Annotated in this window: 13 protein-coding genes; 8 read left to right on the top strand and 5 right to left on the bottom strand. The window is 73.5% G+C overall.

Annotated features, from left to right (window positions below):
• Positions 1–179: 179 nt before the first annotated feature.
• From JIW86_RS11250 to JIW86_RS11225, 6 genes are all read left to right on the top strand, one after another.
• Positions 180–1415 (top strand): cobalamin biosynthesis protein CobG, encoded by a 1236-nt coding sequence (locus JIW86_RS11250; protein ID WP_257553630.1) that lies wholly within the window; start codon positions 180–182, stop codon positions 1413–1415.
• Positions 1412–2059 (top strand): precorrin-8X methylmutase, encoded by a 648-nt coding sequence (locus JIW86_RS11245; RefSeq protein WP_215146385.1) that lies wholly within the window; start codon positions 1412–1414, stop codon positions 2057–2059. Before JIW86_RS11250 ends, JIW86_RS11245 begins: the two co-directional genes overlap by 4 nt.
• Entirely contained in the window at positions 2056–3543 is a 1488-nt protein-coding gene (locus JIW86_RS11240; protein WP_257553629.1) for a precorrin-2 C(20)-methyltransferase, read from the top strand. Before JIW86_RS11245 ends, JIW86_RS11240 begins: the two co-directional genes overlap by 4 nt.
• Before the next feature lie 189 nt (positions 3544–3732).
• Positions 3733–4053 (top strand): hypothetical protein, encoded by a 321-nt coding sequence (locus JIW86_RS11235; RefSeq protein ID WP_215146387.1) that lies wholly within the window; start codon positions 3733–3735, stop codon positions 4051–4053.
• Positions 4054–4056: 3 nt separating this feature from the next.
• Positions 4057–5997 (top strand): hypothetical protein, encoded by a 1941-nt coding sequence (locus tag JIW86_RS11230; protein WP_257553628.1) that lies wholly within the window; start codon positions 4057–4059, stop codon positions 5995–5997.
• Positions 5997–7013: a tetratricopeptide repeat protein gene (locus JIW86_RS11225; RefSeq protein ID WP_257553627.1), complete on the top strand. Its 1017-nt coding sequence runs from the start codon at positions 5997–5999 to the stop codon at positions 7011–7013. Before JIW86_RS11230 ends, JIW86_RS11225 begins: the two co-directional genes overlap by 1 nt.
• Before the next feature lie 33 nt (positions 7014–7046).
• Here JIW86_RS11225 and JIW86_RS11220 read toward each other — a convergent pair whose 3' ends face one another.
• From JIW86_RS11220 to cbiE, 3 genes are read right to left on the bottom strand one after another with little or no spacing between them, the layout of a single operon-like run.
• On the bottom strand, positions 7047–7820 hold the full coding sequence (locus JIW86_RS11220) for a cobalt-precorrin-6A reductase (RefSeq protein ID WP_257553626.1): 774 nt from the start codon (positions 7818–7820) through the stop codon (positions 7047–7049).
• Positions 7810–8559 (bottom strand): precorrin-4 C(11)-methyltransferase, encoded by a 750-nt coding sequence (cobM, locus tag JIW86_RS11215; RefSeq protein WP_257553625.1) that lies wholly within the window; start codon positions 8557–8559, stop codon positions 7810–7812. Before cobM ends, JIW86_RS11220 begins: the two co-directional genes overlap by 11 nt.
• Positions 8556–9848 carry a precorrin-6y C5,15-methyltransferase (decarboxylating) subunit CbiE gene (cbiE, locus tag JIW86_RS11210; protein ID WP_257553624.1) on the bottom strand — a complete coding sequence of 431 codons (1293 nt, stop codon included), beginning with the start codon at positions 9846–9848 and terminating at the stop codon, positions 8556–8558. Before cbiE ends, cobM begins: the two co-directional genes overlap by 4 nt.
• A gap of 153 nt (positions 9849–10001) precedes the next feature.
• Between cbiE and JIW86_RS11205 the strand changes: the two genes are divergently transcribed.
• Together JIW86_RS11205 and JIW86_RS11200 are read left to right on the top strand one after the other, a co-directional pair.
• The gene (locus JIW86_RS11205) at positions 10002–10931 is read left to right on the top strand and encodes an oxidoreductase (RefSeq protein ID WP_257553623.1); all 930 of its coding nucleotides are present in this window, start codon (positions 10002–10004) and stop codon (positions 10929–10931) included.
• A gap of 107 nt (positions 10932–11038) precedes the next feature.
• A complete protein-coding gene (locus JIW86_RS11200) occupies positions 11039–12442 on the top strand; it encodes an NAD(P)/FAD-dependent oxidoreductase (RefSeq protein ID WP_257553622.1) in 1404 nt (467 codons plus the stop codon).
• Here JIW86_RS11200 and JIW86_RS11195 read toward each other — a convergent pair.
• Positions 12439–13041, bottom strand: coding sequence for a TetR/AcrR family transcriptional regulator (locus JIW86_RS11195; RefSeq protein WP_257553621.1), 603 nt, complete (start codon positions 13039–13041; stop codon positions 12439–12441). The genes JIW86_RS11200 and JIW86_RS11195 overlap by 4 nt on opposite strands.
• Before the next feature lie 131 nt (positions 13042–13172).
• On the bottom strand, positions 13173–14117 hold the full coding sequence (locus JIW86_RS11190) for a trypsin-like serine peptidase (RefSeq protein ID WP_257553620.1): 945 nt from the start codon (positions 14115–14117) through the stop codon (positions 13173–13175).
• Between the last annotated feature and the right edge of the window lie 8 nt (positions 14118–14125).

Here is a 14125-nt window from a genome sequence, read left to right as displayed (position 1 = left end):
CCGTTGCGGGGGCTCTGCCCCGGACCCCGCGCCTCAAACTCCCCCAGACTCCGTCCGGGGGGACCCCCAGGCGGGGCTGATCGGGTCCGGCGGGGCTGATGGGTCCGGCGGGGGTGATGGGGCTGGTCGGAGGGGGTGGGGTGGTGACGGACACAGGTCCGGGGCGGGGAATCGTGGGTATGCTCGCCGCCATGTCACAGCCCCCTGCCGCCGCATCGCGGGACGAACCCGTCATACGGGAGCGCGGTGACGCCTGCCCCGGTGCGCTGCGGCTGCACGCGGCCGACGACGGGTTCCTGGCCCGCGTACGGATCCCCGGCGGGCTGCTCAGTGCTCCGCAGGCCGCCGCGCTGGCGCTGGCCGCCGACCGGTTCGGGGACGGACACCTGGAGCTCACCTCGCGCGGGAACGTGCAGCTGCGGGGGCTGGGCGACGGGTGCGGTGCCGGGCTCGCCGAGCTGCTGGACGGGGCCGGGCTGCTCCCCGCCCCATCGCATGAGCGGGTGCGGAACATCGTCGCGACCCCGCTCGCCGACCCGGGTCCGGTGCGCGCGCTGGACGCGCTGCTCTGTGCAGACCCGAGGGCCGCCGCTCTGTCCGGGCGGTTCCTGTTCGCCGTCGACGACGGGCGCGGGGACGTGGCCGCGCTCGATCCCGACATCACCCTGCTCGGCCCGGACGCGGGCGGCCGTACGCTGCTGCGCCTCGGCGCGGCCCGCGACGCCGTCGAGGTCTCGGACGGAGACGCGCCCAGGGCTGCCCTGGCGGCCGCCCACCACTTCCTCGACGCCGTCGCGGCCGCCGGTACCCGCGCCTGGCGCGTCGCCGAGCTGCCCGCCGAACACTCCCTGGACGCGGCCGAGTTCGCTCGCCGGCTCGCCGCCTCCGGGATTCCCGCGCGGTACGTCGCCGACGCGCCCCGCCCGTACGCGCCGCCGCCCGCGCCCGGGGTGCACGCGGACGCGCTGTGCGTACTGATCCCCCTCGGCCGGCTCACCACCGCCCAATGGCGGACGCTGTCCGGCGAGTGGCGGATCACCCCCTGGCGCAGCATCGTCGTCACCGGCGCCCCGGTCGTAGACGCCGGACTCGTCACCGACCCCGACGATCCCTGGCTGTCCGTCACCGCCTGTACGGGGAAGCCCGGTTGTGCGAAATCCCTCGCGGACGTGCGCGCCGACGCGCGAGCCGTCGTCGTACAGACGGCCTCGCGGGGCGCGCTGCCCGTCCACTGGTCCGGCTGTGAACGCCGCTGCGGGCATCCGCGCGGCGCCGCCTGGGTGGACGTGGTGGCGGCTCCGGGCGGGTACCGGGTCACCGCCCCCGGCCGGCCCGCACGGCACGACGTACCGGCCAACGAACTTGCCGCGGTCCTCGCGGACGCCCGCACCGATCCCGACGTAGTGAAGAAATGAGCGAGTACACCGTGTTTGAGTACGAGAAGGACGGCGCCGCGATCTACCGCCAGTCCTTTGCCACGATCCGCGCCGAGGCGGACCTCTCCGGGCTGCCCGCCTCCGTCGCCCAGGTCGCGGTGCGCATGATTCACGCCTGCGGAATGACCGACCTCCCCAAGGACCTGGGGTACACGCCCGAGGTGGTGCTGCGGGCGCGCGCCGCGCTCACCGCCGGTGCGCCGATCCTGTGCGACGTGCAGATGGTCGCCAGCGGGGTCACCCGCAAGCGGCTGCCCGCCGACAACGAAGTGATCTGTACTCTTTCCGACCCGGCCGTGCCGGAGCTCGCCGCGAAGATGGGTACCACGCGCAGCGCCGCCGCGCTTGAAGTCTGGCGCGACCGGGGCCTGTTGGAGGGATCCGTGATTGCCGTCGGCAACGCGCCCACCGCGCTGTTCCGGCTGCTCGAGATGATCGAGGAGGGCGCTCCGCGCCCGGCCGCCGTCATCGGCGTGCCCGTCGGCTTCATCGGGGCCGCCGAGTCCAAGGACGCCCTCGCGGCGCACCCCTCCGGGCTCGACCACCTGATCGTGCGCGGCCGGCGCGGCGGCAGCGCCATCGCCGCCGCCGCGATCAACGCCATTGCGAGCGTGGCCGAATGAGCAGCGGACGTCTTTACGGGGTCGGGCTCGGGCCCGGTGATCCGAATCTGATGACGCTGCGCGCCGTCGAGGTGATCGGCGAGGCCGATGTCGTCGCCTACCACAGCGCCCGCCACGGGCGGTCCATCGCCCGCTCGATCGCCGAGAAGCACCTGCGCGCCGACCACATCGAGGAGCCGCTGGTCTACCCGGTCACCACCGAGACCACCGACCACCCCGGCGGCTACCAGGGCGCGATGGAGGAGTTCTACGAGTCCGCCGCGGCCCGCCTGGCCGTCCACCTCGACGCCGGCCGGACCGTAGCCGTGCTCGCGGAGGGCGATCCGCTCTTCTACAGCTCGTACATGCACATGCACAAGCGCCTCGCGGTCCGGTACGAGACCGAGGTGATCCCCGGCGTCACCTCCGTGAGCGCCGCCGCCGCCCGCCTCGGTACCCCGCTCGTGGAGGGCGAGGAGGTCCTGACCATCCTCCCCGGCACCCTGCCGGAGGAGGAACTGACCGCCCGCCTGGCGGCCACCGACTCGGCCGTCGTGATGAAGCTCGGCCGGACCTTCCCCGCCGTGCGCGGGGCGATGGAGAAGAGCGGCCGGCTCGCCGAGGCCCGCTACGTGGAGCGCGCCACCATGGCCGGGGAGCGCACCGGCGTGCTGGCGGACACCGACCCGGAGTCCGTGCCGTACTTCGCCGTCGCCGTCGTGCCCAGCCGCATCGGCAACCCGGGCAGCGTGCCGTCCGGTCCCGGCGAGGTCGCGGTCGTCGGAACCGGCCCCGCCGGGCCGTTGTGGCTGACCCCCGAGACCCGGCGGGCGCTGGCCGACGCCGAGGTGCTGGTCGGGTACACCACCTACCTGGACCGGGTCCCCGCCAGGCCGGGCCAGATCCGGCACGGCTCCGACAACAAGGTGGAGTCCGAGCGCGCCGAGTTCGCCCTCGACCTCGCCCGGCGCGGACAGCGGGTGGCCGTGGTGTCCGGCGGTGACCCCGGGGTCTTCGCCATGGCCACGGCGGTGCTGGAGGTCGCCGGGCAGGCGGAGTACAAGGACGTGCCCGTACGGGTCCTGCCGGGGGTGACCGCGGCCAACGCGGCGGCCGCCGCGGCCGGCGCCCCGCTCGGCCACGACTACGCCACCATCTCCCTCTCGGACCGGCTCAAGTCCTGGGAGGTCATCGCGGAGCGGCTGCGCGCGGCCGCCTCGGCGGACCTGGTGCTCGCCCTGTACAACCCGGGCTCGCGCAGCCGGACCTGGCAGGTGGCCCAGGCCCGGGAGCTGCTGCTGGAGCTGCGCTCGCCCGAGACCCCGGTGGTCGTCGCCCGCGACGTGGGCGGACCGGAGCAGTCGGTACGGATCGTCACGCTGGGCGAACTGGAGCCGTCCGAGGTGGACATGCGCACGATCCTGCTGATCGGCTCCTCGCAGACCCAGGTCACCGAGCGGGCCGACGGGTCGAGGATCACGTGGACGCCGCGCCGCTACCCGTGACGGTGACCGTCACCGGGTGAGGTGAACGACCGGGGCCCGGTGCCCGGGGGCGGCTGACCGCCCCCGGGCACCGGGCCCCCGCGCTTCCGTACTGGATCACTACACAGCGGCGACGCAGTGAGGCTACGCTCGACTCGGAACTCGATTCCTGTCGCGGTGGCACCGTGCCTGTGGAGGCGTGAAAACACAGTGATCTTCTTACTGGGCATGGTCGGGGCGTTGGCGCCGGAGGTCGTTCGCCTGTACGGGATACGCAATGATCCCGAACGCTTCCGATGGTCGTGGTTCTACCTCGTGATATCCCTGGTCTTCGGCGCACTCGGTGGGCTGATGGCCCTGGTGCTGCCCGCGACGACCTACTGGGCCGCCGTGTACGTCGGCGCCTCCACACCGGTGCTGGTCAATTCCCTGGTGCGCAAGGGGCGGGACCTCGCCCGCCAGGAGATGCGCTCGCGACCGGGCCCCGACCGCCGGTACTCACCGGCCGATTCCTATCTCCGCGGGCTGTAGACGGTGTACCTCGGAGCACCGCACGCGATCAGGTTCCGCTACGAAGACGGTGCGCTCACCGGCATCCTGCTGGGCCTTCACCGGAAACCCACGCTCGCCCTCCGCGAAGAGCTGCTGTCCCCGTACGTGAGCTTCGGACCGCTGCCGCCGAACGGCCCGGCGGAGTCCCCGCTGCGGCAGGCGCTCGGGACCGGCTTCCGGGACATCGAACTCGACGCGGGACCGGACAAGGGCACCACGGTGCTCCGGCAGCGGTTCGACCTGCGCGAGCCGATGGACTGGTGCTTACGGGTCGACGCGGCCGGGCGGCCCGGCCCCGGGGGAGCCGCCTTCACGCTTCCGGACGAGGTCAAGCTCTCCGTCGAGACCACGGCCCCGTTCACGGTGGACCGCGGCGCCGTGCGCGTGCGGCTCCCGGCAGGCACAAGCGAAGTGAACCTGACGGTCACCAGCTGGCCCGTCTTCGCCGCCGGTGACACGATCGTCGTGTGCCGCCCGGACCAGTTGCGGGAGGCGGCCGTCGTCGCCTCGTGCCTGCCGGGCGACCGTCTGACGCCGGTCATCGCGATCGAGCCGCCGCCGGTGCCCAGGGAGCACCACATCGACTTCTACGAGCTGCATCAGGAGCTCGAACGAAAGGTGATGGCCGGCATCGGCACCGATACCGCCGGCGCCCAGGCGCTGGCGGGCGGTCCGGAAGCACAGCGCGAGATGCTGCAGCGGCTGGCCGACCTGAGATGGCTCGCTTCGATGCTGACTCCTTACCGGTCCTGGGCCAAACGCAACGAGATGACCTCGCGGCTGATCTCCCGCATGGGGATCAGACGGGCCGTGTTCCTGCACGACTTCGCCCCGCACGAGCTGGGCATCCACGACCCCGCTCTGGACGACGCGTACGACCGGTACGCGGCCGCCAACGGGCGTGTGCCCGACGACGATGACGGACGGATGTTCGCGGACGTGCCGGTCAAGCTGCGCCTCACGGGAGTGGGCCTGCGCGACCTCACCACCGCCGCTTGGCGGTTGCTGCGCGATCCGGATCCCGGCAGCGAGCCCGAGCGGGTCCTGGAGGTACCCGTCGACGACCCCTCCTGCTACGTGTCCGCCCTGTTCACCGCCCTGCGTACCGGCGCTGCCCTCCGCGCGGTCGACCGTCCCCACACGCCGCCCCCCGGTGACCCGTTCGCCGACGCCGGCCCGGCGAGTGGAGAGGCCGTCCTCGTCGAGAACACCGGCGACAACTCCTGCCAGTCATGGACGGGTGTCGGCCGCGAGTTCATCAGGATCGGCGCGCGCGGCTACATCGGCACTCTGTGGGACATCCCCGCCCGGCCGGCCGCCGACTTCGCCCGCGTCGTCATGGACCGGCTCACCGCTCAGCAGACACCGGCCGCCGAGGCCATCGTCGGCACCGGCGCGCCCCAGGGCATCGACCGCTCGTACATCTACGTGGGCACCGTGAACGGGCGGTTGGACCAATGGCCCGACCAGGTCACCGGGGGCGAGGCCGTACTGGCCCACTGCCTCGTGCTCGGCCGCGCGGCACTGAAGTTCCTGAACCGGACGTCGGGGAGCCGGAGTGTCGCGGTGCAGGTGCTGTACCGGGAGATGACCGCGTTGCGCCGCACGGTGGAGGGCACCGAGCACGCACGGACCCTGGCGTACGTGGACGCGCTGGTGTGGGAGCTGCGGCTCGCCTGGCTGCTCGCACAGTCACAGGGTGAACAATCCGATGACATCCCCGCGTTGATCGCACAGATCGACGCGACGCTCGAAGAACTCGATCTGCCGGCACCGGTGACCGATCGCCGTCGGGCCGACCGGTTCGAGCTGGCCGGACTCCTCCATCAGCAGCGCGGCGCCCGCGCGGAAGCCCTGGCCGACCTCGAACTCAGCATGCGCTACCGGCCGCCGGAGAAAACCGTGCGAACGTGTTGCTGGTGATGGCTTCCCTGCTGATGAGCCAGGGCGACTACGACAGAGCGCTGCGCTCGGCCGGTGACGCACGTGATCTCTTCACCGAACAGCATGACGATCAAGGCCTGATGCGGACCCTGGGTACGCTCGGCCCGCTCATGATGCGTTTCGGCCGCTACCCCGAGGCGATGGCGTACGCCGAGCAGGGCCACGCCCTGGCGGTACGGCTGGAAGGCCGGGAGGACCAGGCCTCGTTCCTGCTCCAGCGAAGCACGCTCCACCAAGTGGACGGCGATTTCGACACGGCCACCACCGAGGTCATCGAAGCGCTGGAGACCTACCGAAGCTGCCAGGACGAACGGGGAGAACTGTCGGCGCTCAGGACACTCACCGCTTGCTACCGCGGCAAGGGCGACCTCAGGGCCGCCGGGGGCTGCTCTCTCTCCGCCCTGGCGCTGGCGAAGAAATTGGGCGCCCGGACGGCCGTCGCCGAGTGCCACGACGACCTCGGCCAGGTGTACACGCTCATGGAACGGCATGCCGAGGCGCTGCCGCACTACCGTGAGGCGGTGTCCGCCGTGGTCGGCCGCGGAGCCACCGAAGTGGGCTCCGTCTTCCTGGCGCACCTGGTCGACTGCGCGATCCGGCTGGGCGACGCGGAGGCCCTGTGGGCGGCCGCCGGGTGGGGAACCACGATGTGCGGAGAGGGCGGGGAACGCCAGTGGTCCAGGGCGTTGCCCGAAGTGGTCGGTGCGGTCAAGGAGGCGCTCCTGGTCGGCTCGCCCGACACCCTCCCGAACCAGATCGCCACATTCGTGATGGGTGCGACGTCCGCGGACCCGGAGAGCCTGCCGGACCACATGTCCCTTCTCAACGACTTCGCGGTCCTCGTGCTGAAGTGGCTGACGAACGAAGATCCGGCAGCGACGGTCAGCCGGGCCCGGCGCATGGACGCCAGTACCCAGGGTGCGCTCGGGCTCGCGGAGTTCGTGACGCTCCCGTACGAGGTGCAGGTCCTCAGGCACAAGGCGCGCGGCGGGTGACCCTTGGGAACCGGCCCCGAACGGTTCCCCGCGTCAAGAGGGTTCGGCGACCCCGAGCCACCGCAGGGCCGCGGCCACCGAATCCGCCTCCCGTACGCCCTCCGGGACGGCGGGGCGGCGTACGACGAGGACCGGGATGCCCGCCTCGCGGGCGGCCGTGAGCTTGGGGGCGGTGGCCGAGCCGCCGCTGTCCTTGGTGACCAGCACGCCGATCCGGTGGCGGGCGAGCAGTTCCCGCTCGTCGTCGAGGGTGAACGGGCCCCGGGCGAGCAGGACTTCGAGCTGCGGCGGCGCCGGCGCGGCCGGAGGGTCCACCGAGCGCACCAGGAACCAGGTGTCGGTCAGGTGCGCGAAGGTGTGCAGCCCCATCCGGCCGGTGGTCAGGAACACCCGGCCGCCGAGCGAGGGCAGTACCGAGGCCGCCTCCTCGAGGGAGCCGGCGAACCTCCAGTCGTCGCCCTGCTGCGGAGTCCAGCCGGGGCGCCGCAGCGCCAGCAGCGGTACGCCCGTGAGCGCCTCCGCCTCGGAGGCGTGGAAACTCATCCGCTCCGCGAACGGGTGGGTGGCGTCGATGACGCGGGTGACGTCGTGGCCGACGATCCAGCCCGCGAGGCCCGCGATGCCGCCGAAGCCGCCGATGCGGATCTCGCCCGGCGGGAGCACCGGCGAGGTGACCCGGCCCGCGAGCGAAGTGGTCACCCGGACCGAGGGGTCGGCTGCCAGCGCTTCCGCGAGCTGCCTGGCCTCGGTCGTACCGCCGAGGATCAGGACGTGGTGGGCGGGGAGGGGGTGCGGTTCAGCAGACATGCCGGTCGCGCTCGGGGGAGTACAGGTGGCTGTCCCGGAACTGCTCGGCGCCCAGGGTGCGGCCCACCAGGATGACCGCGGTGCGGACCAGGCCCGCCTCCTTCACCTGAGCCGCGATGTCGGCGAGCGTGCCGCGCAGGATCAGCTCGTCGGGGCGGCTGGCCATCGCCACCACCGCCACCGGGCACTCGGCCCCGTAGTGCGGCAGCAGTTCGCCGACGACCCGGTCCACGTAGCGGGTGGCCAGGTGCAGCACCAGCAGCGCGCCGCTGCGGCCCAGCGTGGCCAGGTCCTCGCCGGGCGGCATCGGGGTGGCCTGCTGTGCGATGCGGGTCAGGATCACCGTCTGGCCGACGGTGGGGACGGTCAGTTCCCGCTTCAGCGCGGCGGCCGCGGCGGCGAAGGCCGGTACGCCCGGGACGACCTCGTAGGGGATGCCGGCCGCGTCGAGCCGCCGCATCTGCTCCGCGACCGCGCTGAAGATCGACGGGTCGCCGGAGTGCAGCCGCGCGACGTCCTGGCCCGCCGCGTGCGCCCGTACGCACTCGGCGATGATCTCGTCCAGGTTCAGCTGCGAGGTGTCGACCAGTCGCGCGTCCGGCGGGCACTCGGCCAGCAGTTCGCGCGGGACCAGGCTGCCCGCGTACAGGCAGACGGGGGCGGCGGCCAGCGTCCGGGCACCGCGCACCGTGATCAGGTCGGCGGCGCCGGGGCCCGCGCCGATGAAGTACACGGTCATGCTTGATCCTTCTCGTTCGTCGAGTTCGTCGGTTCCGCCGACTTCGCCGACTTCGCCGGCTTCGTCACTGACCACTGGGTCACCGGCATGGCCTGCCGCCACCCCGTGAAACCGCCGACCGGCACCGCGTGCGCGACCGAGAGCTTCACCAGTTCGCCGCCGTGGCGCCGGTAGCGGTCGGTGAGGACCGCCTCGGACTCCAGGGTGACGGTGTTGACCACCAGCCGGCCGCCGGGGGTCAGCGCCGCCCAGGCCGCGTCCAGCAGTCCCGGCGCGGTCAGTCCGCCGCCGATGAACACCGCGTCGGGGGCGGGGAGCCCGCCGAGGGCGTCGGGCGCCGAGCCGACGACCACGCGCAGGCCGGGCACACCGAGCGCCGCCGCGTTGCGGGTGATGCGGGCCGCTCGCTCCGGGACCCGCTCCACGGCCACCGCACGGCAGGAGGGGTGCGTACGCATCCACTCGATGCCGATGGAACCGGAGCCGCCGCCGATGTCCCACAGCAGCTCGCCCGGGGCCGGGCCCAGCGCGCACAGGGTCGCGGCGCGGACGCGGCGCTTGGTGAGCTGCCCGTCGTGCTCGTATGCGGCGTCCGGCAGGCCGGGGGTCGCACCGAGCCGGGGCGCCGGGTGGGCGGGGTCCCGGCGGCACTCCACGGCCACCACGTTCAGCGGGTCGCCCGGCGGGTGGTCCCAGCCGTCGGCGAGGCCCTCGTACGTGTCCTCGCGCTCGGAGCCGAGCTGCTCCAGCACCCGGATCCGGCTCGGGCCGAAGCCCCGCTCCCGAAGCAGAGCGGCGATCTCGTCCGGGGACCCCGCTCCGGCACTGAGCACCAGCACCCGGCGTCCCTCGTACAGGGCGGCCGCGAGCCGGGCCACCGGGCGGCCGACGACCGTGAGCACCTCGGTGTCCTCCACCGGCCAGCCCAGGCGGGCGCAGGCGTACGAGACGGAGGAGGGGTGCGGGTGGACCGTGAGGGCGTCCGGGCCGAGCTCCTGGGCGAGGGCGCGGCCGATCCCGTAGAACATCGGGTCGCCGCTGGCCAGCACCGCGATCCGGCGGCCCGCGTGCTCGGCCATCAGCTTCGGCACGGCCGGCCGCAGCGGGCTCGGCCACGCCACCCGCTCACCGGGGCACTCGCCGGCCGGCAGCAGGTTCAGCTGGCGCGGCCCGCCGATCAGCACCTGGGCCGAGGACAGCGCGGACCGCGCGGCGGCGGTGAGCCCGGCCCAGCCGTCGGCGCCGAGGCCGACGACCGTGACGGGTATGGAGGGCGGTGCGGAGCTCACTGCGCGGTACCTCGGAACGGGAAGGGGAAAGCGGAAGGCTGGCGGACGGCAGCCTACTGGCCTGCGTCGACGCCTGCCCGTACGGCCCCCGCTCCCGCCCCCGGCCCGGGCCCGTCTACCCTCGGTAACCCAACCGTTCGCGAGGGAGCTGCCATGCCCGGCTGGAACGCCACGAACATCCCCGACCAGAGCGGCCGGACGGCCGTCGTGACCGGGGCCAACAGCGGGATCGGCTACGTGGCCGCCCGCGAGCTCGCCCGGCGGGGGGCGAGCGTGGTGCTGGCCTGCCGCAGCGCCGCGCGCGGGAAGGCCGCCGAGGTCCGGCTGCGCGCCGAAGTGCCGGGCGCCGAGGTGGAGTTCGCCGCGCTCGACCTCGCGGACCTGGCATCCGTACGGGAGTTCGCGAAGGCGTTCGGGGAGCGCCGTGCCGCCCTGGACCTGCTGATCAACAACGCGGGCGTGATGGCGCTGCCCTACGGGCGGACGGCCGACGGGTTCGAGACGCAGCTCGGGGTCAACCACCTCGGGCACTTCGCGCTGACCGGACTGCTGCTGCCGCGGCTGCGGGCCGCCGCCCCCGGGGCGCGGATCGTCAACGTATCCAGCGGCTTCCATGCGCTGGGGAACGTGGACCTCGACGACCTGGGATACGAGCGCGGCTACCGGCGCTGGGTCGCCTACGGCCGCTCCAAGACGGCCAATCTGCTCTTCACCCACGAGCTGTCGCGCCGCTTCACCGCCGCCGGATCCGACATGCTCGCGGCCGCCGCCCACCCCGGTTACGCGTCGACCAACCTGCACGCCGGTGCGACGCGGGACGGCAGCACGCTCTACGCGCGCGGGGTGGCGATCGCCAACGACGTCGTCGCGCAGCCCGCCACCGGGGGCGCCCTGCCCACGCTGTACGCGGCCACCGCGCCCGGAGTCCGGCAGGACGCGTTCATCGGCCCGCGGTTCGGCTGGCGCGGCGCACCCGCCCGCTCCTGGCGGGCGAAATGGACCCTCGACGACACGTCCGGCGAGCAGCTCTGGGCCGCCTCCGAGAAGCTCACGGGGGTCTCGTACGGATCCCTGCCGCGCTGATCCGGACGGTGCTCTGCTCCTGAGCGCCCCCGTCCGCCCCCGGGACGCCTCCGGGCGCCCCGGGCGGGACCTGACCGGGGCGCCCCGGGCACCGGACACTCGGTGCCATGGACGACACTCCGGACAACCACATAGAAGTCCCCCACGACCATGCGGTGGTGCTCGGCGCGGGTCTGGCCGGGCTGCTGGCGGCGCGGGTGCTCGCGGAGCGGTTCGCGCGCGTGACCGTGGTGGAGCGGGACGAACTGCCCGCCGACGGCCCGGCGTTCCGGCCCGGCGTGCCGCAGTCCCGGCACGCGCACGTGCTGTGGTCGCGCGGCGTGGAGGTGATCGAGGAACTGCTGCCCGGGATCACGGACAAGCTGCTCGCGGGCGGCGCCGCGCTGCTCGAGTCGCCGAAGGACTTCCTGTGGCTGAGCCCCGCGGACTGGTTCGGCCCGCTGCCCGGTGCCCGGATCCTGCTCGGCAGCCGGGAGCTGCTCGACTGGACGATACGCGGCGAGGTGCTGCGCGACCGGCGCATCCGCATCCGGGACGGATGCCTGGCCACCGGACTCGTCGGCGGACCGGACGGCCGCTCGATCACCGGCGTGCGGCTGCGCGGCGGCGACCCCCTGCCCGCGCGGTTCGTCGTCGACGCGACCGGACGCACCTCCAAGGCCCCCGCCTGGCTCACCGCCCTCGGCCACCAGGCGCCGGAGACCACCCGCTACGACTCCCATCTCGGCTACTCCAGCCGGTACTTCACCATCCCGCCCGACCCCGCGCGGCGCTGGCACGGGATGTACGTACAGGGGCGGCCGGACAGCCCGCGCGGGGGCGTGCTGGTCCCGCTGGACGGCGACCGCTGGCTCGCGACGCTCGTCGGCAACGGCGAGCACGCCCCGCCCACCGGCGACGAGGAGTTCCTCGGCTTCGCCCGCAGCCTGCGCAGTCCGGCCCTGTACGACGCGCTCCGCGGGGCGACACCGCTCTCTTCGACGGCCGGCTTCCGGCGCACCGCGAACGAGTGGCGGCACTACGAGCGCCTCGCGCGCCGCCCGGCCGGCTTCATCGCGCTCGGCGACGCGGCCTGCCGGTTCAACCCGGTGTACGGGCACGGGATGACGGTGGCCGCCCTGGCGGCGGACGCCCTGCGCAAGGAGATCCGCACCATGGACACCGCGGCCGTCCCCGCGGCCGCCGGGCGGATCCAGCGCAGGACGACGGCGGCGTCCGAGGTGGCCTGGCAGATCGCCACCAGCGAGGATCTGAGGTACCCGGAGACGGAGGGCCCGCCCGCGGACCGGACCACCCGGGTCCTGCAGCGTTACATGTCACGGGTGATGGTGGGCGCCAACACCGACCCGGCCGTCGCGGGCCGGTTCTTCGGGGTCCTGTCGCTGTCCACCTCGCCCAACACCCTGCTCGGCCCGTCCACGATGTTCCGCGTCCTGTCCAAGTGGCGCACCCCGACGGCCCCGCGGACCACCGCCTACCCGGCCCATCACGGCCCGCCCGGCACCCTCTAGGGCTGGTCGGGGCGCAGGGCGCGCCAGATGAGTTCCGGGAGGTGGCGGGCGGCCTCCGTCAGGTCGATCTCGTAGGTGCTGGACAGCCAGCGGCGTGCCGCCTCGGTGAGGGGGCCCATGACCATGACCTCGATCACGGGGGCCGGGAGGGGGGCGATCTCGCCGCGCTCCATGCGCACCCCAAGCCACTGCATGATGGACGCGAACTTCTCCGCCTTGGCCGCGCCGATCTCCTCCGCGTGGGCCACGAGGTAGCCGGAGTAGGCAGAGGCGTGCAGGAACAGGGCGACGTCCCGGTGCTCCTGGGTGAAGCGCAGGTAGGAGCTCACCCACGCCTGGACGCCGGTGCGGGCGGTCCGGCAGCGGGTCAGGGCGGCGACCATGTCGTCGCACAGCTGGTCCATGCACCGGATGTAGAGGGCGGCGGCCAGGCCGTCGAAATTGCCGAAGTGGTGGTAGAGGCTGCCCAGGCTCACCCCGCTGGCCGAGACGACCGCGTTCACCGTGAACCCCTGCTGGCCGGACTCGGCGAACACCCGCAGCGCGGCGGTCAGGAGCTGGTCGACGGTGGCCTCGCCGCGTTGTTGCTTAGGAGACATGTCGGTCCCGTCGGTGTGCGTGGGCTGGCGGCCCTGCTGGGCGTGCCGGAGAGACTAGCAAGACCTGTAAATAGAAGGTCATTCTAGAAAAGGGTTCCGGCTCGCGGACCCGTGCCACCTGGGTGCGAGCCCTAGGACGCCGTGGCGCGCTCGTACAGGGCCCGGACGGCGTCACCGAAGTAGCTGCTGTACGAGGTCTCCTCGTCGCCCCCGCCGTCGCGGCCGCCGATCACCCCGATCAGCGTGTGCCCGTCGGTCAGCACCGGGCCGCCGCTGGTGCCGTTCGGCACGTCCGCGCAGTCGAAGCGCAGCTGCGCCGGGCCCGCGGCGCGGGCGGTGTTGCGGCAGTCCAGCGGCTCCTCGGAGTCGTTGGGGTAGCCCACGAGCCTTGCGGGCACGGGCAGTTCGGTCCGGAAGGCGATCGTCGCGGCTCCGGTGACGTCCTCCAGCCGCTGGCCCGGGTAGCCGGGGCGGCGCAGCCGGATGAAGGCGACGTCGTGGTCGGGGTCCTGGTCCTCGGTCCAGCGCGGGTCCACGTCGATCCGGGTGGGCACCCAGATCCCGTACGGAGCCACGCCGTCCCGGTAGCCGGGGGCGAAGGCCAGGTTGGTGCGGAAGCCGCCGGTGTACACGCAGTGGGCGGCGGTGACGATCAGGTCGCCCTGGGGGGAGTGGACCACGCCCGCCGAGCAGTGGTGGTCGGGGTCGCCGTCGGTGCCGGGGGAGAAGAGCGCCCCGACCGCCGGCTCGGCCGGCGCGGGCCGGGCCTCCAGGGGGTCGGAGGGCTGCCACCCGGCGGACCGCCAGTCCGCCGAGGCGACGCCGTCGGCGAAGGCCTTGCCGTCCGCCGGCGGGTTCGGGTCCTCGCGGGCGATCCCGTCCAGCACGGCGCCCGCCGTCCGGTCGGCACGCTCGGGGTCCTGCTGGTAGACGCCCCGCGCGGCGTCGCCGTCCGCGCGGTTCGCGGCCATGCCGCGCAGCTCCCACAGGTACCCCGCGCCCACGAGGACCAGTGCGCCGAGGACGCCGACCAGCACGGTGGCCCGTATGGCCCGCCCGTGCACCTTGCTGAACATGTGGCACT

Source organism: Streptomyces sp. NBC_00162, from assembly GCF_024611995.1.
GTDB lineage: Bacteria > Actinomycetota > Actinomycetes > Streptomycetales > Streptomycetaceae > Streptomyces.
The sequence above is the reverse complement of the archived record's forward strand: the minus strand, read 5'-3'. Positions and strand labels throughout refer to the sequence as shown.

What these genes read in the sequence shown, in the direction of transcription:
- JIW86_RS11250 (WP_257553630.1), top strand. Translation starts at nt 180, where the DNA reads ATGCTCGCCGCCATGTCACAGCCCCCTGCCGCCGCATCGCGGGACGAA.
- JIW86_RS11245 (WP_215146385.1), top strand. Translation starts at nt 1,412, where the DNA reads ATGAGCGAGTACACCGTGTTTGAGTACGAGAAGGACGGCGCCGCGATC.
- JIW86_RS11240 (WP_257553629.1), top strand. Translation starts at nt 2,056, where the DNA reads ATGAGCAGCGGACGTCTTTACGGGGTCGGGCTCGGGCCCGGTGATCCG.
- JIW86_RS11225 (WP_257553627.1), top strand. Translation starts at nt 5,997, where the DNA reads ATGGCTTCCCTGCTGATGAGCCAGGGCGACTACGACAGAGCGCTGCGC.
- JIW86_RS11220 (WP_257553626.1), bottom strand. Translation starts at nt 7,820, where the DNA reads ATGTCTGCTGAACCGCACCCCCTCCCCGCCCACCACGTCCTGATCCTC.
- cobM (WP_257553625.1), bottom strand. Translation starts at nt 8,559, where the DNA reads ATGACCGTGTACTTCATCGGCGCGGGCCCCGGCGCCGCCGACCTGATC.
- JIW86_RS11205 (WP_257553623.1), top strand. Translation starts at nt 10,002, where the DNA reads ATGCCCGGCTGGAACGCCACGAACATCCCCGACCAGAGCGGCCGGACG.
- JIW86_RS11200 (WP_257553622.1), top strand. Translation starts at nt 11,039, where the DNA reads ATGGACGACACTCCGGACAACCACATAGAAGTCCCCCACGACCATGCG.
- JIW86_RS11195 (WP_257553621.1), bottom strand. Translation starts at nt 13,041, where the DNA reads ATGTCTCCTAAGCAACAACGCGGCGAGGCCACCGTCGACCAGCTCCTG.
- JIW86_RS11190 (WP_257553620.1), bottom strand. Translation starts at nt 14,117, where the DNA reads ATGTTCAGCAAGGTGCACGGGCGGGCCATACGGGCCACCGTGCTGGTC.